A 21,158-nucleotide genomic window follows, 5' to 3' on the forward strand; every position below is an offset into this window, starting at 1 on the left:
ACAGCTGGAGCGGTTCTGGCGGCGGCAACCCGCTGGCGCATTGCCATCGCCTGAACCGCATTCGCCATCCGCTCCTCCGGGCACAGTCACGTGACATCTGATAATTTGTCTACCGACGGATTGGAATCGGCGCGCCCTGCCCCAATAATGTCCATATGGAGTGTCATTGGGGCGTCATCGCGCGCCCGTCGATGCACCGATTACCCGTTCACCCGCGTCAGACAGGAAGCCTTATGTCCACTACCCCCTCGAAGCACGACAATCCGCTCCTCGATTTCTCCGACCTGCCGCGCTTTGGCGAAATCCGCCCCGAACACGTCACCCCCGCCCTCGATATCCTGCTCGCCGATGCGGCCGCCGCCGTCGAGCGCGCCGCCCAGCCCATTACGCCCGCTTCGTGGGCCGATGTGGTCGAGCCGGTCGAACGCGCCACCGAACCGCTGTCGCGCGCCTGGAGCGTGGTCGGCCATCTGAACGCCGTGGCGGATACGCCGGAACTGCGCGCCGTGTACGGCGAGAATCTGCCGCGCGTCACCGAATTCTGGTCGAGCGTCGGCCAGAATCTCGCGCTCTATGAGAAGTACAAGGCGCTTCACGCCAGCAGCGATTTTTCGTCGCTGACCGGCGAGCGCAAGAAGATCCTCGGCAATGCGCTGCGCGATTTCCGTCTGTCGGGCGCGGAATTGCCGGAAGACCAGAAGCCGCATTTCGCCGAATTGCAGGAAAAGCAGGCGGGCTTGTCGAAAGCGTTTTCGGATCACGTGCTCGACGCGACCAACGCGTATGCCTACATCGTCGAAGCGGGCGATGAAGCGCAACTGGCCGGCCTACCCGAAGACGTGATCGAAGCCGCGAAGGAAGCGGCCGAACGCGAAGGCAAAACCGGCTACAAATTCACGCTGCACTTCCCGTCATATTTCCCGATCATGCAGTACTCGGAAAATCGCGCGATGCGTGAAACGATTTACCGCGCGTATGTGACGCGCGCGTCGGAACTCGGCCCGCAATATGGCAACGGCAAGCCGGAATGGGACAACACGGCCGTGCTCGCCGATCAGTTGAAGCTGCGCGCCGAAGAAGCGCACATGCTCGGCTATAACAACTTCGCCGAAGTCTCGCTTGCGCCGAAGATGGCCGAGTCGCCGGCGCAAGTCATGACCTTCCTCGAAGACCTCGCCACGCGCGCGCGCCCCCACGCCGAACAGGACTGGAAGGAGCTGCGCGAATTTGCAGCGAAGGAACTCGGCATGGCCGAGCTGCAGCCGTGGGACATGACGTTTGCCGCTGAACGTCTGCGTCAGAAGCGCTATTCGTTCTCCGAGAACGAAGTCAAACAGTACTTCCCGGAAGATACTGTCTTCAAGGGTCTGTTCAAAGTCACCGAAACGCTGTTCGGCGTGCGCATCCGTCGCGACGAAGCAGCCGTGTGGCACCCGGACGTGCGCTTTTTCCGCGTCGAGAATCAGGACGGCGGCCTCGTCGCCCAGTTCTATCTCGATCTGTATGCACGCGAAGGCAAACGCGGCGGCGCATGGATGGACGATGCACGCGGCCGTCACAAGCACACGCACGGCAGCGTGCAAACGCCGGTGGCGTATCTGACCTGTAACTTCTCGGCGCCGGTCGGCGGCAAGCCCGCCTGCTTCACGCATGATGAAGTGATCACGCTGTTCCACGAGTTCGGCCACGGTCTGCATCACATGCTCACGCGTGTCGATGAACTGGGTGTGTCGGGCATCAACGGCGTGGAGTGGGACGCGGTTGAATTGCCGTCGCAATTCATGGAGAACTTCTGCTGGGAGTGGGACGTGTTGAGCGACATGACCTCGCACGTCGACACCGCCAAGCCGTTGCCACGTGATCTGTTCGACAAGATGCTCGCCGCGAAGAATTTCCAGAGCGGTCTCGGCACGCTGCGCCAGATCGTGTTCTCGATGTTCGACATGCAACTGCATACCGGCTTCGATGCGTCCGGCACGAAGAACGCCACAGAACTCGCGAGCGAGATCAACGAGCGCTTCCACGTGGTGCCGCAAGCTTCGTTCTCGCGTTGGCCGAATACGTTCAGTCATATTTTCGCCGGCGGTTATGCGGCAGGCTACTACAGCTACAAGTGGGCCGAAGTGCTGTCCGCCGATGCGTATGCCGCGTTCGAAGAGGCCGCACAAGCCGCGAGCGGCAGCGTGCTCGATCAGGCAACCGGCATGCGCTATCGCAAGGAGATTCTGGAAGTGGGTGGCAGCCGTCCCGCGATGGAATCGTTCAAGGCGTTCCGCGGCCGCGAGCCGAATATCGATGCCTTGTTGCGGCACAACGGCATGGCGCCTGGCGCGGCGCATTGAGCTTGCGGTGAAGCATCAGTAGTCGACGTTGCGGATGGCGTCGACTTCAAGATAAAAGCCGGTGACCTGCACGAGCAGGCACCGGCTTTTTTCTTTTTCCGCGCAGGCATGCCCCACGCTGTGCGGCTTAACCGCGATGCAGTTTGAAATCCACCTCGGCAGGGCGCCCTTCCAGCGACAACGCCGCGCGCGCAGCAGGCGCACGGCTCACCACCTTGCCGCGGCTCACCACTGCAAGCCGCGCGGCGCGCAAGCGGATCGCTTCGACCGGATCGCGTGCATCGAGCAGCACGAGATTCGCCGCACAACCCGGCACGACGCCGTAGCCTTCCAGCCCGAGAATACGCGCGGCATTCACCGTGACCGCGTCGAAACACGCATGCATGCCGTCGACGCCCGTCATCTGCGCAACATGCAAACCCATGTGCGCGACTTCGAGCATGTCGCCCGAGCCGAGGCTGTACCACGGATCCATCACGCAGTCGTGGCCGAACGCGACGTTGATGCCCGCCGCCATCATCTCCGGCACGCGTGTCATGCCACGCCGTTTCGGATACGTGTCGCTGCGGCCCTGCAGCGTGATGTTGATCAGCGGATTGGCGATCGCCGCGACGCCCGATTCGCGCATCAGCGGCAAGAGCTTGCTGACGTAGTAGTTGTCCATCGAATGCATCGAGGTCAGGTGCGAACCGGTGACGCGCCCATGCAAACCGAGCCGGTGCGTTTCGGCGGCGAGCGTTTCGATGTGGCGCGACATCGGATCGTCCGATTCATCGCAATGCATGTCGACGCGCAAGCCCTGCTCCGCCGCAAACTCGCACAACATGCGCACGGACTGCGCGCCGTCGGCCATCGTACGTTCGAAATGCGGAATCCCACCAACCACGTCGACGCCCATCGCAATCGCCCGCTTGAGATTCTCGAATGCGCCGGCGCTGCGCAAGACGCCGTCCTGCGGAAACGCGACCAGTTGCAGATCGAGATAAGGTGCGACGCGGCGCTTCACTTCGAGCAGCGCCTCGACTGCGAGCAAGCGCGGATCGCATACATCAACGTGACTGCGAATCGCCAGCAGACCGCGCGCGACAGCCCAATCGCAGTACTGCAGCGCGCGCTCGATCAGCGCCTCCTGCGTGAGGTCCGGCTTCAGTTCGCCCCACAGCGCGATGCCTTCCAGCAAGGTGCCCGACGCATTCACGCGCGGCAGACCGTACGACAGCGTCGCGTCCATGTGGAAATGCGGATCGACGAATGGCGGCGTGACGAGCGAACCGGCGGCGTCGATTTCTTCGGGCGCGCTCGCAGCCAGATTCGGTTCGACGGCGACGATGCGGCCCGCTTCGATGCCGATGTCGACCGGCTGTTTGTGCTGCTTGTGCTGTGATGTGGCGCTCGGCGGCAGCGTCGCGCGGCGGATAATCAGATCCATGATTCGCTCCTGTTGACCGCTCTTTGACTGATTGCGATTCTATCGGCGTCAGAAAGTGTGTGCCGGCGTTTTAGCAAGACGCCGTACCGGCAGGCGGAGGGCAATCCGTACCGGCTACGAATGACAACGCCCGCCTATACTCGACTTTCCACACGTTCGATGCCCGGCATTCCACATGCAACCGCCTGCATCATCCACCAACGGAGCAAGACCATGAAAACCATCGGCGTGATCGGCGGAATGAGCTGGGAGTCGTCCACCGAGTACTACAGGCTCCTGAACCGCCACGCCAAGGCGCGCCTCGGCGGCCACCACAACGCCCGCAGCCTGATGCTGACGGTCGACTTCGCGCCGATCGAGGCCAACCAGCGCGCCGGCAACTGGACCGCGCTCGGCGATCAGCTGGCCGACGCCGCACGCCAACTCGAACGAGGCGGTGCCGATGTGGTGATACTGGCGACCAACACCATGCATCGCGTGTATGAATCGATTGAACAGGCGATCGACGTGCCCTTCCTGCACATCGCCGATCCGACCGGCAACGCGCTGCGCGCCGCAGGAATCACGCGGGTAGGTTTGCTGGGTACGCGCTATACGATGGAGCAGACGTTTTACACGGGGCGCTTGAGCGAACGCTACGACCTCGAGACGTTGATTCCCGACGAAGCCGAACGTGCGGATGTGCACCGGATCATCTACGACGAGCTGTGCCACGGCAACGTGAATGACGCCTCGCGTGCGGTGTATCAACGTGTGATCGAAGGACTGGCCGCGCGCGGTGCGCAGGCGGTGATTCTCGGCTGCACGGAAATCACCTTGCTGATCAAGCCGGAAGATTCGGCGTTACCCGTATTCGACACGACCGCATTGCATGCGCAAGCGGCGGTGGATTGGGCGATCGAGTCGGTGTGAATGCAAGCGCGCGCGAAAGCGAACGCCAGAAGTTAAAAAGCCCGCGTAGCTTGCGCTAGCGGGCTTTCAACAATGCTTGGTTGCGGGGGTAGGATTTGAACCTACGACCTTCGGGTTATGAGCCCGACGAGCTGCCAGACTGCTCCACCCCGCGTCAGAGAAAAAGAGTATATAGGGTGGTTCGCGGGACGTCAAACAATCGGACGAAATAATTTCAAATGCGGTGTCTGTCGCGGATCGCGCTCATGCAGTAAGTGAACGCAGCACGTGGGCGCACCACTCAGAGATCCTCGACCGTCGCGCCCTCTACTTTGCCGTCGATGATGTCCGCGCCGTACTGGCTCGCGCTGCGTTTCGCGACACCGAAATCGGAGAACGTGGACGCCAGCACCAGACGAAACACGCGGCTTGCCTTCGAGCCGCTAATCGCGCCCGGCCGGCACACACGCACTGCCACGTCGTAGCCTTCGGCATGACGCTTGTGACCGTCGAACTTGTCGAACTGCCGCGAAAACACCAGCGGATGCACTTCGAAGTCCTTATAAAGGGCTGGATAAAGTTGGGCCATGATGCATTCCCGATGCGCGTAAATGTGATCCCACTATACGCCGTGGCATGACGGCATCGGGCTTTTATTTTTGACGGCCGCCGGGGCAATTTTCACCGACGCTCGTCTCGCGCGATAAGATGCGGGACTATCGGAATCGACCCGATCCTGCCAATCCGAATCCGGGTCGCCAGATGGGTCGTCGCTGAAGCAAAAATAAAGCGGAACGCGGGGCCTGCGCCCCACAAAGCCTTGCCCAGCAAGAATGTGAGAACTTTATGAAAATCGCCACCTGGAACGTCAACTCTCTCAAAGTGCGCCTGCAGCACGTCATCGATTGGCTCGAAACCAGCCATGCAGATGTGCTGTGCCTGCAGGAATTGAAGCTGACCGACGACAAATTCCCCCGCGCCGAACTCGAAGCGAAAGGCTACCGGAGCTGGTTCGCGGGCCAGAAGACGTATAACGGCGTCGGCATCCTGGTGCGCGAAGGCCTGAACGTCGACGAAAGCAGCATCGTGCGCAATATCCCCGGCTTCGAAGACCCGCAGCAACGCGTGATCGCCGCGACCGTCGAGGGTGTGCGCATCATTTCTGCCTACTTCCCGAACGGCCAGGCGCCGGGCACCGACAAATTCGCCTACAAGCTGGGCTGGCTCGCCGGCCTGCACGACTGGGTCGCGAGCGAAATGGCGCTGTATCCGAAACTCGCGCTGCTCGGCGACTACAACATCGCGCCGGAAGATCGCGACGTGCACGATCCGAAAGCGTGGGAAGGCCAGAATCTGGTGTCGCCCGAAGAGCGCGCCGAGTTCGTGCGGTTGGTCGAACTCGGCCTCGTCGATGCGTTCCGTCAGTTCGAGCAGCCGGAGAAGATCTACTCGTGGTGGGACTACCGGATGATGGCGTTCCGCCGCAACGCGGGGCTGCGTATCGACCACATTCTGCTGTCGAAAGCGCTTGCCGAGGCGTGCTCGTCATGCGATGTCGACAAGGTGCCGCGCAAGTGGGAGCAGCCGTCGGACCACGCACCGGTCGTCGCCCAGATCGGCTGAACGCGCGGCGAGCGGGGCCTACGCTGCCCCGTTCAAACAGCGCCACAAGAATTCGAACACCATCGCATCATGCTCGGCCTGCTCCAGCTCATCGGAGCCGCCGTGCCCTCCTTCCGTGTTCTCCCGATACCAGACCTTTTCTGCGCCCAGCGCCTGCATGCGCGCGGCCATCTTGCGCGCGTGTCCGGGATGCACGCGGTCGTCGGCGGTCGACGTGGTGAAGAGCACGGGCGGGTACGCCACGTCGGCACTCACACGGTGATAGGGCGAGTAAGCGGCCAGCACGCGTGCTTCGTCGGGCTCGTCCGGGTCGCCGTATTCATCGATCCATGATGCGCCTGCGTGCAACAGGTGATAGCGGCTCATGTCGAGCAACGGCACCTCGCACACCACGGCGCCGAACAACTCGGGACGCTGCACCATGCACGCCGCAACCAGCAGGCCGCCATTGCTGCCACCCTGAATGCCGAGTTGCGCAGCGCTGGTCACGCCTGTGCTGATGAGCGCCTCGGCCACCGCGATGAAATCGTCGAACGAGCGCTGCCGATGCTCGCCCTGCGCCGCCGTATGCCACCGCGTGCCGAACTCGCCGCCGCCGCGAATATGCGCCACCACGTACACACCGCCCCGCTCCAGCCAGCCGATGCCCGGCCCGGTCAGATAACCGGGCAGCAACGGAATCGCGAAACCGCCGTAACCGTTGAGCAGGCATGGGCGGGTTTGCTCGTGCGTCTGCTGCTTTGTTTGCGCCATCTGCCCCTGCACAGCGCGTTGCGCTACCCGTGGTCCGATCACGGTATACGGCACCCGCGTACCGTCCGCGGACACCGCGTGCCCATGCGTCACCGCGAACGGCGTCGCATCGAACTGGGTCGGCCAGCGGTCGAGCAACGTCCACTCGCTCAGGTCGTTCTGGGCAAGATCGGTGAGCCAGTACGCAGGCGGCTGCAGATAGTCGTCGGTGTCGACGAACACTTCGTCGTTCAGCGTCGGCTCGATCGGTGAGACGTCGGCCTGCACATCGTCACGTGAGGGAAAGAGGCGTTGATGCCAGTGCCACGCTTGATCGACCGCTTGCGACGGGATCCACAGCGAGGTCCTGCTCTGCACATCTTCCAGATACGACACGATCAGGTAGTTGCGCGTGTGTGTCCACTCGCAGGCGGAGGTTTGCGAGGTCGGCGTGAAAAGCGGCACCACGTCACGCTCGCCGCGCAGGAACGCGGCTTCGCGGATTGCCAGCAACGCGCCGCCCGGATAGCGCACGCCATGGCAGTCCCAATCGAGGCGCGGCTCAAGCAGCAGCCAGCCTTGCCAGCCGCCGACCGCGACGTGCGACGGCACGTCGTACTTGTGCCATGCATCGGCACCGTCCGCAGCGCCATCGTTGCTATCGATATCGAGGTAGTACGTCTGCGAATCGAAGAAGTCGACGCTGCTCACCACCGTGTGGCGCTGCTCGACCGGATCATAGTGCGCCTCCACACCGATGTCGCCAAACGCCCCCTTGAAGACCACCGGCGCGTCGGCCAGTGCACTACCCCGCGTCCAGCGCCGTACTTCGCGCGGATAGCCGGAGCGCGTCAGCGTCTTGCGGCCGTTGTCCCAGCCGACATAGAGCGTGTCCCGATCGATCCACGAAGCCGTGTGCTTGCCGGCTTTTGCAATCACGAAACCGTCGTCGACAAACCGTTGTGCATCGATATCGAACTCGCGTACAACCAGCGCGTCCGAGCCGCCCGGCGACAGCGTGACCAGCGCGCGATCGCCATCCGGATAAAGAATATCGAGTTCGGCGCAGACCCATGGCGTGCCTTCGGCCGCACCGAGCGCATCAAAGTCGAGCAGGTTCTGCCAGACAGGTGCGCCACTGCGCCAGGCCGCCCACGTCGTGCGCCGCCAGATGCCTTTGGGATTGCGCTCGTCCTGCCACAGGTCGTAGGCCCAGTCCTTCCAGCGATCGGGGATGACCGGGCGCTCGCGCGGCAGATAAGCGTCGGCAAGCCGCTGTTTGAGCGATTCGAATTCCGCGCTGCTGCACCACGCGGCGCACGTGCGGGCGTTCTGCACTTCGACCCACGCAAGCGCGTCAGGGTCGTCGAGTGCTTCGAGCGACAGAAAGGGATCGGGAGAAAGCGGCCAGGAGAAAAGAGCGGGAGAAGCGGGCATCGTCAGCTGTCGAATGAAAACAGCGTTGATTATGCCTTGTGGAAGCCGGATAGCCTTTGACGCTACGCGCCGGGGCGGCTGACAAGCCGCCCCGCCTAACCGCGCAAACTCAGGGCTCGAGATTGAGTTCCTGAATCTTGCGCGTAATCGTGTTGCGGCCAATGCCGAGCCGCTCCGCCGCTTCAACCTTGCGTCCGCGCGTGAAATCCAGCGCCTCGCGAATCACCGCCGCTTCGAAACGGCGCGCGAGTTCGTCCATCACATCGGCCGCATTCTCGCGCAACATCCGCGCGACTTCGGTGCGCAAGCCGCCTTCCCAGGCGGCCACGGCGGTCGCGACGGGCATGCCGGCAGCGCTGGCCGGATGCGTGGCCGCGCTGATACCGTTGATCGGCGCGCCACCGGCGAGCCCTGCTTCACCCGTACCGATCACGCCGCTGCCACCGCCCGCGAGATCGGCCACGCCGACTTGCGTGGGACCCAGATCGGGCGGCAAGTCCTTGATCTCGATGGTCTGCGCCGGCGCCATCACCGTGAGCCAGTTGGCCAGATTCTCCAGTTGACGCACGTTGCCCGGAAACGGCAGCGATGCCAGATAAGCGAGCGCCTCTTCCGACACGCGCTTCGGCTCCACGCCCAGATCGCGCGCACTCTTTTGCAGGAAGTGGCGCGTGAGCAGCGGAATGTCTTCGCTACGCTCGCGTAAGGCCGGCAAACGCAAACGGATCACATTGAGCCGGTGATACAAGTCCTCGCGGAACAGGCCCTGACGCACGCGCGATTCGAGATTCTGGTGCGTCGCCGCGATCACGCGCACGTTGGCGCGCAACGGATTGTGCCCACCGACGCGATAAAACTGCCCGTCCGACAGCACACGCAACAGACGCGTCTGCAGATCGAACGGCATGTCGCCGATTTCATCTAGAAATAGCGTGCCGTTCTCGGCCTGCTCGAAGCGCCCCTGGCGCATCGCCTGCGCGCCGGTGAACGCTCCGCGCTCGTGACCGAACAGTTCGGATTCCAACAGATCTTTCGGAATCGCCGCCGTATTCAGCGCGATGAAGGGACCGTTCGCGCGTGGGCTATGTCGGTGCAATGCACGCGCAACCAGTTCCTTCCCGGTGCCTGATTCGCCGGTAATGAGCACGGTGGCCGCGGAATGCGACAGTCGGCCGATCGCGCGAAACATGTCCTGCATCGCCGGCGCCTGGCCGAGCATTTCCGGTGCATCGGCGACGCGGTCGTCCCACGTCTGCTCGCCGCGCATGCTTTCGTCAACGGCACGACGGATCAGCTCGACCGCCTTGTCGACGTCGAACGGTTTGGCGAGGTATTCGAACGCACCGCCCTGGAATGCGGCGACCGCGCTGTCCAGGTCAGAGAACGCCGTCATGATGATGACGGGCAGGCCAGGCACCTTGTCACGAACGGTCTGCAGCAATTCGAGTCCGGAGCCGCCAGGCATCCTGATGTCGGACACCAGCACCTGAGGGCTGTCGTGATCGAGCGCGGCCGATGCCTCGCGCACGTTCGCGAAGCTGCGTGTCGCGAAGTTTTCGCGAGCGAGCGCTTTTTCGAGCACCCAGCGAATCGATTGATCGTCGTCTACTATCCAGATCGGCTTCATATAGGTCGTTCAGAAGTCTTGAGATACATATGTTTAGCAGTCGAGCGGCAGCAGAATCTGAAACTCGGTGTGGCCCGGCCGGCTTTCCACTTCGATCAGCCCGTCGTGCTGTTGCACGAAAGTCTGCGCGAGCGTCAGGCCGAGACCGCTGCCGTCCTCGCGCCCCGACACGAGCGGATAGAAAATGCGGTCACGGATTTCTTCGGGAATGCCTGGCCCGTTGTCAGTGATATGCAAGTCCAGTGCCAGCTTACATAAACGTTTCGACACGGTGATCTTGCGCGCAATGCGAGTGCGCAATTCGATGCGCGCATCGCCTTGCGAGATGCGTTCGCGCAATGCTTCGGCGGCGTTGCGCACGATGTTCAGCAACGCCTGGATCAGTTGCTCCTTGTCGCCGCGCAGGTCCGGCACGCTCACGTCGTAATCGCGCTCGATGGTGAGACCGCGCGGAAACTCCGCGAGAATCACCTGGCGCACGCGCTCGCACACTTCATGAATATTCACGTCACCGACGATATGCGGATGACGGTGTGGCTCCAGCAGGCGATCGACCAGCGTTTGCAGCCGGTCCGATTCCTTGATGATGACCTGCGTGTACTCGCGCAACTCGTCGCGCTGACGCTCGCCGAGTTCGAACTCGAGCAGTTGCGCCGCGCCGCGAATCCCGCCAAGCGGGTTCTTGATCTCATGCGCGAGATTGCGGATCAGTTGTTTGTTGACCGCCGTGAGGTCATTGATGCGTTCCTCGCGGTCGGTACGGATATGCCGCTCGTTCTCGAACAGTTCGAGCAGCACATAGTCTTGCGCGCTTTCCAGGTGACCGACGACCGCATGCACATGCAGCGGCTCGTGGCCCGGACGCTCGAGTACGGCGTCCAGATGCGTCGCGTGAAAACGGTGGGCGGCGATCGCCGAAATCGTGGCGAGCAGTTCGTCCGCGTTCGAGAAGATGTCCGGCCACGCCATCTGCGTCAATTGCTTGCGCGAGAGCTCCAGCATCGATTCCGCCGACGGGTTCGCAAACACCACGCGCAACGTGCGTTTCTCGAGCACCAGCGCGACCGTCGGCAATGCCTCGAAGCCCGGCAGCAAACCGGAACTCACGAGCTGAGCGTCGTCTGACAGCGTCTGCTCGTGCCCTTTCCTTGCCTTCATCAGATTCTTCAGAACCATCTTGCAGTCTGGCCGATAGGAGATGGTGATCAATCAGGTGTACAGCTTGTTGTCCTGCCTGATGCGCTACTTCATTGCCCCTGCGCCGCGAACGCTGCGAATTGACTCATTCGCGCCTAACAAAAAAGGGACGGCGCCGCCGTCCCTTCGTGACCGATCGCGAGCGTCGGGCAAAGCGCTTCGCCGTTTGAAGGGCGAAGCGCCATTGCCGCTTACAGCGAGTAGTACATTTCGAATTCGATCGGGTGCACCGACTGACGATAGCGTTGCAGCTCGCCCGTCTTCAGTTCGATGTACGCGTCGAGCATCGAGTCCGTGAACACGCCACCGCGCGTCAGGAATTCGCGGTCCGCGTCGAGTGCGTCCAGCGCCTGGTCGAGGCCGGCACACACGGTCGGGATCTTTGCATCCTCTTCCGGCGGCAGGTCGTACAGGTTCTTGTCGGCAGCTTCGCCCGGGTGAATCTTGTTCTGCACGCCGTCCAGACCCGCCATCATCAGCGCGGAGAAGCACAGGTACGGATTCGCCATCGGATCCGGGAAACGCGTTTCGATACGGCGGCCCTTCGGGTTCGACACGTGCGGAATGCGGATCGATGCCGAACGGTTGCGAGCCGAGTAAGCCAGCTTCACCGGTGCTTCGAAGTGCGGCACGAGGCGCTTGTACGAGTTCGTCGACGGGTTCGTGATTGCGTTCAGCGCGCGAGCATGCTTGATGATGCCGCCGATGTAGAACAGCGCGAATTCCGACAGACCTGCGTAACCGTTGCCTGCGAACAGGTTCGTGCCGTCTTTCCAGATCGACTGGTGAACGTGCATGCCCGAACCGTTATCGCCGACCACCGGCTTCGGCATGAACGTTGCCGTCTTGCCGTACGTGTGCGCGACGTTCTGGATGATGTACTTCATTTGCTGCAGCCAGTCGGCGCGTTGCACCAGCGTCGAGAACTTCGTGCCGATTTCGTTCTGGCCTTGGCCCGCGACTTCGTGGTGATGCACTTCGACCGGGATGCCGATCTGTTCGAGCAACAGACACATTTCCGAACGGATGTCCTGGAACGTGTCGACCGGAGCGACCGGGAAGTAGCCGCCCTTCGTGCCCGGACGGTGGCCGGTGTTGCCGCCTTCGAAGTCCATCGCCGACGACCACGGTGCTTCTTCCGAACCGATCTTGACGAACGTGCCCGACTGGTCCGTGCCCCACTTGACCGAGTCGAAAATGAAGAATTCAGGTTCCGGACCGAAGAAGGCCGTATCGCCGAGGCCCGTGCTCTTCAGGTACGCTTCAGCGCGCTTCGCGAGCGAACGCGGGTCGCGTTCGTAGCCCTTGCCGTCAGCCGGTTCGACGACGTCGCAGGTCAGGACGAGGGTCGACTCTTCATAGAACGGGTCGATGAAGGCAGTGTTCGCGTCCGGGATCAGCAGCATGTCCGATGCTTCGATGCCCTTCCAGCCGGCAATCGACGAACCGTCAAACGCATGGCCGCTTTCGAACTTGTCTTCATCGAATGCCGACACCGGCACCGAAACGTGTTGCTCTTTGCCGCGCGTGTCGGTGAAGCGGAAGTCGACAAACTTGACGTCCTCGTCCTTGACGAGTTGAACGACGTCGGCCACGGATTTACTCATAACCTATCTCCTGATTAATGAATTCGGCGGATTCAGCCGCCGCCCAATCTAGCTGACCCGTCCCGGCGCGTCCACCCCTCTATCGTTGAGGATGAACATAAAAGCCTGCTGGAACAAATCGATCGGCACCAATAAAGCAGCTTCTGTGCCATGTATGCGCCAACCCGGCGCAGAACCACACTGCGCGCGCGTTTGCGGGGAATGGGCGCACCGAACAGCATGCGGCCCCGAAATCTGTACGCCGCATAGCGCACCGAGTTAGTGCATTCACAAAATCAACAACGGGTGACATCTCTATTTTGGTGCATTCCCGCGAATATGCACCATTTTTGAGCGCACATCTCCCTGCTTCGTGCGGACGGAACGCCGCCTCTGAACCGCATGCACGTCGCACGCCGCGCGCTAGAATGTTCATTTGGTCCGACGGAGATTTGCGCTCATGAGCACGCTCGAACAGTTGTACGCCCAGGCGGACAAGCGCCGCACCGAGAACCAATTGCCCTACGCAGGCGCGGTATCGCCCGCCGAGGCGTTCGAACTGCTGCAACTCGATCCGCGCACGCGTCTCGTCGACGTGCGCACCCGCGCCGAGCTCGATTGGGTCGGCCGGCCGGTTATCGGCGACGGGCAATACGCCCACGTGGAATGGACGCGCTATCCGGGCGCCGTGCCAAACCAGGAATTCCTTCAGCAACTGAGCCACATCGCCTCGCCCGATACGCCGGTGCTGTTTTTGTGCCGCAGCGCCGCGCGCTCGAAACTCGCCGCGATCGCCGCCACCCAGGCAGGCTTCACCAAGGCGTATGACCTGCTGGAAGGCTTCGAAGGCGACAAGGACGGCCAAGGGCATCGGAAGACGGTGTCGGGCTGGTGCTTTCGCGGGTTGCCGTGGATCGGCGCCTGATTGTTGATCCGCAGGGGCCTTCGGGAGATGGGCGGGACAATTAGACGCATCGTCGGCGCTGCATGTGACAGGCCGATGATGCGTTGAGTTTTCAGTCAGGCACGAGCGCGAGCGCGCTCGAACGAAGGATGGCATGTGCAGCGATCAAACCGCTGCACGACCAGGCTCAATCACTGCTCAAGCGCGCGGTTTAGCTCCAGCCGCCTCGGGCTCAACGATATCGCCGCCCAGCAAGTGCACACCTTCTCGCAGCTTCACAAAAGCCGCCGCCACCGCTTCCGGTTCGCCCTTCACACCGAGATCGATGTGATGCCGCGCATACACGCCGCCGCGCTCCGCATCGCCCACGCTCGGCAGGCTGAACACCCGCACGCCCGGAAAATCGTGTTCGATTTTTTCCATCAACGGCGTCAGACGCGACTCTGGCAGTTCGAACACCAGCAGTGACTTTTCCGCATGCGGCATCGCGTGATGCAGATGCGCGTATTGCGTATCCAGCACCCACTCGATCATCGGCCACGCCATCACCGGAAAGCCCGGCACGAAGTAGTGCTGCTTGATCGAGAAGCCAGGAATCTTGTTGTAGCCGTTGGGAATGATCGATGCACCCTGCGGATACGTGCCCATATTCAGACGATGCCGGTTCTCAGCCGAATTCAGATCGAGCGGCGTTGCGGCGTTCGCCGGATACATATCGCGGATGCGCTCCTGAATCAGCTTCGCGGCCTCCGGATGCAGTTCGAGCGGCACGCCGAGCGCGGCTGCCGCGCACTGGCGGGTGTGGTCGTCCGGGGTGGCGCCGATGCCGCCCGTGGAAAACACGATGTCGCCCGAGGCGAACGTGCGTCGCAACGTGGCTGTGATGCGCTCCGGTTCGTCGCCGATATATTCCGCCCAGCCGAGCGACAACCCGCGCGCGCCCAGCAATTCGATGACCTTCGGCAGATGCTTGTCGATCCGTCTGCCCGACAGGATTTCGTCGCCGATGATGATGACGCCAAATGCCATTGCCGCCTCTTTCGCTTTGTCAGTAATTCATCAGTAGGGAACCGGCGCCGCGTGCCGCGGGCCGTGCTCTTCCGCACGCATGCGTTGCAGCGCGCGCAGACAGTAGTAGCCAAACCACAGCGCCGAAAACACGAGGATGAACGCGTAGATCCAGATCGTCACCGCGGTGATCACCGGAAATAGCACGATCAGCCATACCGACGACGCCCACAGCAGCGTCGGCAGTGAACCCAGCAGTCCGCTCGCAATGCCGATCAACAGCAGCGGCAGGCGGAAGCGCCGTACCAGTGCACGCCGCTCGTCACGCGTGGCATGCAGTGCGAGTGCGTCGTAACTCATCACGCGATACGTCAGCCAGCCCCACAGCAGCGGCGGAATCAGCGCGAAGAACGGCGGCACCAGCCACAGCGGCAACGTGACGATCAGCAGCACCAGACAAACCAGTGTGGTCCACAATGCCTGGCCCAAGCTACCGTACCACGTTCCGCCGCGACGCATTTCAAGGCCGGGGAATTGCCGCGCCGACAGAAAGCGGATCACAGCCGGCATCGACAGCGTGGCGATCAATAGCAACACCGTGACGACGATCAGCGGAATCGCCATCGCAATCACAATAAACGGTGCGATCGCCGTGTGCAGCGCCGAAAAGCCAAGCCAGTCGAACAGATGATAGAGCGTGACCGTGAACGACCAGCTTTCGAGCCACGTGCGCGTGGCGCCGATCAGCGTCTGCCAGGAAAACCACAGGATCACGCCCCACCCGACCGTTGCCGCCAGAAACGGCAGGAAAGTCAGCCAGAGCATGCGCGGGTGGAGCGCGCTTGCAAGTGCGCGCCCGAACGAGCGCAACAGATCATTCATGCGAGCCAGTGCCGGTGAACAAAACGATGGAATAAAGGAAATAGCGCGGCGAACCGGCGAAGAGCCCGGTGAACAGACCGAAATGCAGACCGGAAAACGAGCCAGGAACGTGCGCGCAAACGTGGACAGGATAAACCACGTGACGCGCCGCCGGGGAAACCGGCGGCGTAAGAAGAAGACGAATGCTCAGACCGCAGCGGCGTCGTTGCCTTCGGCGCGGCGCTTCGGCGAAAGCCGCCCGGCGATGCGCACAAGTGCGAGCCAGTGCTGCGCCCAGAAACCGTCGCCATAGCGGCGACCTTCGAGTTGATCGCGGATGCCGGTGGGCTCCATTTCGCGGCTCCACGATACGCTGCGGAACAGCATGTCCCACCAGGGGAACAGCACGCCGAAGTTGCAACCGTACTTCAGCCCTTCGTGGCCATAGCCGATTGCATGATGCCGGCGATGGAAGGTCGGGCTGACCAGCAGGCGCTCGCCGAGCCAGCCGAAGTACAGACGGATGTTCGCGTGCTGCACGCTCTGCGCCAGGTTCGTGATGGCCACCAGCACGACGAATTGCGACGGCGGCACGCCGATCACCAGCGCGATCGCTGCAAAAAACGACGCCTGCAACAAACTGTCGAGCAAATGGTTACGGTCGTCCGACCATAGCGACATCTGCTGCTGGCTGTGATGCACCGCATGCAATTCCCACCACACGCCGATCCGGTGTTCCCAGCGGTGGTACCAGTAACCGGCGAAATCGAGCACGAGCAGGTACATCACGAACGTGACGAGCGGCTGCGTGGTGACACCCGGCCACAGATTGTCGAATTCGATATTCGCGATGTTGTGCAGCCGCAGCCAGGCCTGCACATTGTCGAACAACGGCTGCAGCGCGAAGAAGAAAAACAGGTTGAGGATGCCGAGCTTGACGATCCACGTGTAAATCACGTCGACCCGCACGGCCTTGCGGTTTTCCCACTGCTCCACCGGGCGGAGCGCTTCGAGCGGGCGCAGGATCGCGTACATCGCCAGCACCTCGAAGACACCGACGATCACCCAATACAGGCTGTCGAAAGTGTCTTCGTCGTAGTCCATCAGATTGAAGCGGAACAGCAGCGGCTGCACCACGTCGACGTACAGCAACGTCTGCACCGTCGAGACGAAGCTGTCGAGAGAAGAAAAAATCAGATGGAACATGGTGCTGGCCCGTTACTTCATTCCTGGCGGTTCGCTGATAACAGCGTCAAGCGCCGTTCGGCGCCGTGACCGGCGCGCGATTGAAGAAATAGATACCGTGCGGCGAACGGCCGACGGCAATCGTCTGGATCAGCTTACGCGTGTTCAGGTCGATGATGCCGATATGCTTCGCGAAGCGGAACGTCACCCACAGATAGCGTTTGTCGGCGGACAGTTCCATGTCGTCCGGCCCCGGCATCAAACCGGTGATGTCGCCGACGTTGGTGAGCGTGTCTTCGTCGATGATGCTGATCGTGCTCGCGACGCGGTTCGACACCGCCACATGCTTGCCGTCGACCAGCGAGCGGAAGTTGTGCGCGCCCTTGCCGGTCTGGATCGTCTTGACGATTTTCTGATTGCGCCAGTCGACCACCGCGACGTAATCCGCCCCGGTCATGCCGATCAGCAGGTACTTCTCGCCCGGGGTCATCCACAGGCCGGCCGGCACCTTGCCGACCTTCATCTTCCACTTGACGGTTTGCGTGGCCAGATCGATAGCGGCCAGCTCGCCCGAAACCTGCAGCGTGACAAACACCGTCTTGCTGTCATTGGTGAACGCCATGTGGCTCGGCATCACCGCGAGCGGCAGACGCGAGGCCAGCGTCATCTGGTTCTTCTGGCTGTCGTAATGATAGATATCGAGGCGGTCCAGACGCAGCCCGGTGGTAACGAGCCACTTGCGGTCGGGCGAAAAACCGATCTGATACGGATCCTCGATGTTCTCGACCCAGCGCTGAACCTGGCCCGACTTCGGATCGACGAACATCAGGTTGTTCGACACCGAGTTGGCGACGATCAGCGACGAATTGTCCGGCGTGGCCATCAGGTGGTGGGGTTCTTTACCCGTCGGCACCGTGCCGACGACCTGGCGGGTGGTCTCGTCGATCAGGCTCAGCGTGGCTTCGCCGGAATTGAGCACGATCACGTTGTTGGCGAGGGCCGCCGGAGAAAAAAAGCCTGCGGCGGCGACCAGCGTTGCGCCCGCGGCGAACGTGGCAGTCAAGCCGGGAAGAAAAAATTTACGCATGAAAACTCACTTCGGAGAACAACCGTCATTGTAGAACGTTTGCTGTGACCAGCGGTTGACGTGGATGCGGGTGCGACGCGTGGGGAAAACGAAAACCAGGCGGGATGCGGCAACGACACTGTCAGCACATTCCGCTGCGCCGCCGACATAACGCCGGCATCACGTAAGAAACCCCCACTCTATTTCCACAACGTCATTATTTGACCGATGACGACGGATTATTACATTCTTATATTTTCAAATATCACATAAGACAAACAAGGACGATTCCTTATATTTCCTAACTTTACACATTCACACCACAATTAATCAAAATAGATTACAAACCATTATTTATTTTCAATCGTTTAGGAATCGGCTTATTCCGCCCCACCCCTCCACGCCTGACAATCCCGCCGATCATCGCCCATGCACTTAATCCAGTGGACTTAAGAGCGTGAAGGTGGCGATTCGGACGCGCGAAAAATTCAGCAGGACACGAAAAACGGACGACGGAAAAACCGCGGTCTATATGTTCTTATTTTGTGCGCGACAAATCGGGGCGATGACGCCTTATTCGAATCGCCGCGCTTTCATCTGCAGTCTACGCATGCAATAACCGCGGAGTTTCTTAAATAATGAACAAGATTTACAAATCGGTTTGGTGTGAAGCGACGGGAACGTGGGTGGCCACGTCTGAAACGGCACGGTCGAAGAGCAAGCGCGGAACAGCTCGGAAGCTGGCTCTCGTGCAAGCGGTGTTGGCCGCGACAGCATTGGTAGGAGGCGTGCCGGCGGCAAATGCAGCTGGCACCGCGGCCACGACCTATTTCGATGCCACCACGCTAAGTCCCGTGGGAGACCGCGACGCGACCGCAGCCGCTCCCGGGGCGGTTGCAGCTGGCGGAGGAGCACGTGCCGCGGGCCAGCAATCAGTGGCAATTGGCAATATGGCGTGGGCGATCGGAACTGGTTCAACCTCGCTTGGCAATGCTGCGCAAACCAACGGTCTCGGTGCATTTGCAGGCGGTTCGGCGGCGTGGGCCGAAGCTGATTACGCCACCGCCGTCGGCACTCTTTCCACTGCGTTGGGGCCGGGAGCGACGGCCCTCGGCGCTTATTCCGAAGCTGACGGCACCAACTCTGTTGCAATCGGCTATAAGGCTACTGCCACTCGCGACAACAGCATCGCGTTGGGTGCGAACTCGACCACGACCGCTGATCTGACTGAAGCGGCTGTCGTTCCGACTGGTGCAGGCGCTACAGCCGTCGCCGCCACCGCCGCAACCGGCGAAGTGTCGGTCGGCTCTGCTGGCAACGAACGTCGCGTGACGAACGTCGCCGCCGGCGCGGCCCCGACTGATGCAGTCAACGTCAGCCAGCTCAGCGCAGTTGACGGCAAAGTCGACGCCATCGCTAATACCGGCACCCTGCACTACTTCAAGGCGGACGGTGCGAACGACGGCACAGATGACGCGGTCGCCAGCGGCAAGCAAGCCGTTGCAGCAGGCGCGAACGCCAGCGCAGCGGGCCCGAACTCGACCGCTCTCGGCGCAAATTCCGTTGCCAGCGTGATCGGGGCCACTGCGGTCGGCACGGGGGCGGAAGCAACGGGCTCAGCCGCCGCTGCGATCGGCGCCAACGCATCTGCGACGGCACTCGGCAGCGTCGCGCTGGGCAACATGGCCGAGGCTAGCGCCGACGGCTCCGTCGCATTGGGCCAGGGTTCGATCGCCGACCGCGCGAACACCGTCTCGGTCGGCTCTACGGGCCGCGAACGTCAAATGACCAACGTCGCAGCCGGCACTGAAGCTACGGACGCCGTCAACCTGAGCCAACTGAATGCGGCTGCCGCTAACGCCTCGCGCTATTTCAAGGCAGGCGGCGCCAATAACGGCTCGGACGACGCCACTGCAAACGGCGACCACTCGGTCGCGATCGGCGCCTACGCCAACGCTTCCGGCTACACGTCATTTGCAGCCGGCACCTCCTCATGGGCACAGGGAGACAACAGCACGGCCGTCGGCGCCCTCGCCACAGCAGCAGGCGAAGGCTCGACGGCCCTCGGCTACCAGGCAAATGCCAGTTCCGCCAATTCGGTCGCTCTGGGCAACGGTTCGATCGCCGATCGCGTCAACACCGTATCGGTCGGTTCAGCGGGCGCAGAACGCCAGATCACCAATGTCGCAGCAGGCACCGCCGACACCGACGCCGTCAACGTCGCCCAACTGAAGGAGGTTACCGCACAGACCGCCGCCAAGCTCGACGGCGCCGTGATGTATGACAAGAACGCCGACGGCAGCGTCAACAAGAACAGCGTCACGCTTGGCGATGCAACGAGCGGCGGCACGGTGATCCATAACGTTGCCGATGGCGTGGACTTAACCGATGCCGTCAACGTCGGCCAACTGAACGCGGCAATCGGCAACGCTGTGCAGAACATCACGGTGAACCCGAACGTGCCGTTCTTCAGCGCCGACGGCAATGTCGACACGGAAGGCGCACAGGCCTCCGGCACGCATTCGGTCGCGGTGGGCGCCAACGCCAACGCCAACGGCACGAACGCGATCGCCATGGGCGCGAACTCGGTGGCAAGCGGTAATAACGCCACCGCGCTCGGTGCCGCGGCGAACGCCAGCGCCGACAACTCGGTGGCGTTGGGTCAAGGCTCGGTCGCGGATCGTGCGAACACGGTATCGGTCGGCGCAGCAGGTCAGGAGCGTCAGATCGCCAACGTCGCAGCCGGCGTGCAAGGCACGGATGCAGTCAACGTCAATCAGTTGCAGCAATCCATGAGCGGCGCAGTCGGTCAGGCCAACAGCTACACCGACGACCAGATCCGCTCGGCCCGTCGCGATGCCTACGGCGGCACGGCAACGGCACTTGCAGCAGCAGGCTTGCCGCAAGCGGTCTTGCCGGGTCGCGGCATGGTGGCGATGGCGGGCGGTACCTACGGCGGCCAGTCGGCGATCGCCATCGGCGTGTCGCAATTGTCGGAAACCGGCAAGTGGGTCTACAAGGTACAAGGCACCTCTGACTCGCGCGGCCAGTTCGGCGCGTCGATCGGCGCCGGCATGCACTGGTAAAACTTCGGCAAGAAGTGTGACTGGCGCGATCTGAACCAGTCAGGTCGAGACCACTAACGTTGCTGTACCAGCAGCGAGCAGGCGCGGGCCCGCAAGAACCCGCGCCCTTTGCGCGTGACATCATTCTCAAAAGGAGTGGCGTCGCGCGTTTTTTTGCTCGGCGCCGCGCGTAGGACCGCATAGG

15 protein-coding genes and 1 tRNA gene are annotated in these 21,158 nt (G+C 62.0%); 5 read left to right on the forward strand and 11 right to left on the reverse strand.

Going from position 1 to position 21,158, the window contains the following annotated elements; all coding sequences use genetic code 11:
• The first annotated feature begins 233 nt into the window (after positions 1-233).
• Positions 234-2,342 carry a M3 family metallopeptidase gene (locus KHO33_RS23450; RefSeq protein ID WP_200565495.1) on the forward strand — a complete coding sequence of 703 codons (2,109 nt, stop codon included), beginning with the start codon at positions 234-236 and terminating at the stop codon, positions 2,340-2,342.
• A gap of 127 nt (positions 2,343-2,469) precedes the next feature.
• Here the strand turns inward: KHO33_RS23450 and KHO33_RS23455 are convergent, their stop codons facing one another.
• Complete coding sequence (locus KHO33_RS23455) at positions 2,470-3,771, reverse strand: amidohydrolase family protein (RefSeq protein WP_200565494.1); 1,302 nt, start codon at positions 3,769-3,771, stop codon at positions 2,470-2,472.
• 213 nt (positions 3,772-3,984) lie between these two features.
• Between KHO33_RS23455 and KHO33_RS23460 the strand changes: the two genes are divergently transcribed.
• A complete protein-coding gene (locus KHO33_RS23460; protein ID WP_200565493.1) occupies positions 3,985-4,683 on the forward strand; it encodes an aspartate/glutamate racemase family protein in 699 nt (232 codons plus the stop codon).
• Positions 4,684-4,760: 77 nt separating this feature from the next.
• On the opposite strand, the gene KHO33_RS23465 is transcribed toward KHO33_RS23460, so the two are convergent.
• A tRNA-Met gene (locus KHO33_RS23465) sits at positions 4,761-4,837 on the reverse strand.
• Between the two features lie 126 nt (positions 4,838-4,963).
• Positions 4,964-5,251: a hypothetical protein gene (locus tag KHO33_RS23470; protein WP_054038000.1), complete on the reverse strand. Its 288-nt coding sequence runs from the start codon at positions 5,249-5,251 to the stop codon at positions 4,964-4,966.
• A gap of 257 nt (positions 5,252-5,508) precedes the next feature.
• Here KHO33_RS23470 and xth point away from each other — a divergent pair, with 257 nt between their 5' ends.
• Positions 5,509-6,285: an exodeoxyribonuclease III gene (xth, locus tag KHO33_RS23475; RefSeq protein WP_200565492.1), complete on the forward strand. Its 777-nt coding sequence runs from the start codon at positions 5,509-5,511 to the stop codon at positions 6,283-6,285.
• An 18-nt stretch (positions 6,286-6,303) separates the two neighbouring features.
• Here the strand turns inward: xth and KHO33_RS23480 are convergent, their stop codons facing one another.
• From KHO33_RS23480 to glnA, 4 genes are all read right to left on the reverse strand, one after another.
• On the reverse strand, positions 6,304-8,454 hold the full coding sequence (locus KHO33_RS23480) for a prolyl oligopeptidase family serine peptidase (protein WP_200565491.1): 2,151 nt from the start codon (positions 8,452-8,454) through the stop codon (positions 6,304-6,306).
• 109 nt (positions 8,455-8,563) lie between these two features.
• Positions 8,564-10,081, reverse strand: a complete 1,518-nt coding sequence (gene ntrC / locus KHO33_RS23485; protein WP_054037994.1) for a nitrogen regulation protein NR(I) — start codon at positions 10,079-10,081, stop codon at positions 8,564-8,566.
• Between the two features lie 33 nt (positions 10,082-10,114).
• A complete protein-coding gene (gene glnL, locus KHO33_RS23490) occupies positions 10,115-11,257 on the reverse strand; it encodes a nitrogen regulation protein NR(II) (RefSeq protein ID WP_054037991.1) in 1,143 nt (380 codons plus the stop codon).
• Between the two features lie 212 nt (positions 11,258-11,469).
• Complete coding sequence (gene glnA / locus KHO33_RS23495; protein ID WP_054037989.1) at positions 11,470-12,885, reverse strand: type I glutamate--ammonia ligase; 1,416 nt, start codon at positions 12,883-12,885, stop codon at positions 11,470-11,472.
• A gap of 439 nt (positions 12,886-13,324) precedes the next feature.
• On the opposite strand from glnA, the gene KHO33_RS23500 reads away from it, so the two are divergent.
• Entirely contained in the window at positions 13,325-13,789 is a 465-nt protein-coding gene (locus KHO33_RS23500) for a rhodanese-like domain-containing protein (protein WP_054037988.1), read from the forward strand.
• A gap of 177 nt (positions 13,790-13,966) precedes the next feature.
• Here KHO33_RS23500 and KHO33_RS23505 read toward each other — a convergent pair whose 3' ends face one another.
• From KHO33_RS23505 to KHO33_RS23520, 4 genes are all read right to left on the reverse strand, one after another.
• Positions 13,967-14,797, reverse strand: coding sequence for a competence/damage-inducible protein A (locus tag KHO33_RS23505; protein ID WP_054037986.1), 831 nt, complete (start codon positions 14,795-14,797; stop codon positions 13,967-13,969).
• 30 nt (positions 14,798-14,827) lie between these two features.
• Complete coding sequence (locus tag KHO33_RS23510; RefSeq protein ID WP_054037984.1) at positions 14,828-15,658, reverse strand: EI24 domain-containing protein; 831 nt, start codon at positions 15,656-15,658, stop codon at positions 14,828-14,830.
• A 186-nt stretch (positions 15,659-15,844) separates the two neighbouring features.
• Complete coding sequence (locus KHO33_RS23515) at positions 15,845-16,843, reverse strand: sterol desaturase family protein (protein WP_054037982.1); 999 nt, start codon at positions 16,841-16,843, stop codon at positions 15,845-15,847.
• 46 nt (positions 16,844-16,889) lie between these two features.
• Positions 16,890-17,909: a YVTN family beta-propeller repeat protein gene (locus KHO33_RS23520; RefSeq protein ID WP_054037979.1), complete on the reverse strand. Its 1,020-nt coding sequence runs from the start codon at positions 17,907-17,909 to the stop codon at positions 16,890-16,892.
• Between the two features lie 617 nt (positions 17,910-18,526).
• Between KHO33_RS23520 and KHO33_RS23525 the strand changes: the two genes are divergently transcribed.
• Positions 18,527-20,974 (forward strand): YadA-like family protein, encoded by a 2,448-nt coding sequence (locus KHO33_RS23525; protein ID WP_200565490.1) that lies wholly within the window; start codon positions 18,527-18,529, stop codon positions 20,972-20,974.
• Positions 20,975-21,158 lie beyond the last annotated feature (184 nt).

The organism is Paraburkholderia nemoris, from assembly GCF_905221015.1.
Classification (GTDB): Bacteria; Pseudomonadota; Gammaproteobacteria; order Burkholderiales; family Burkholderiaceae; genus Paraburkholderia; species Paraburkholderia nemoris.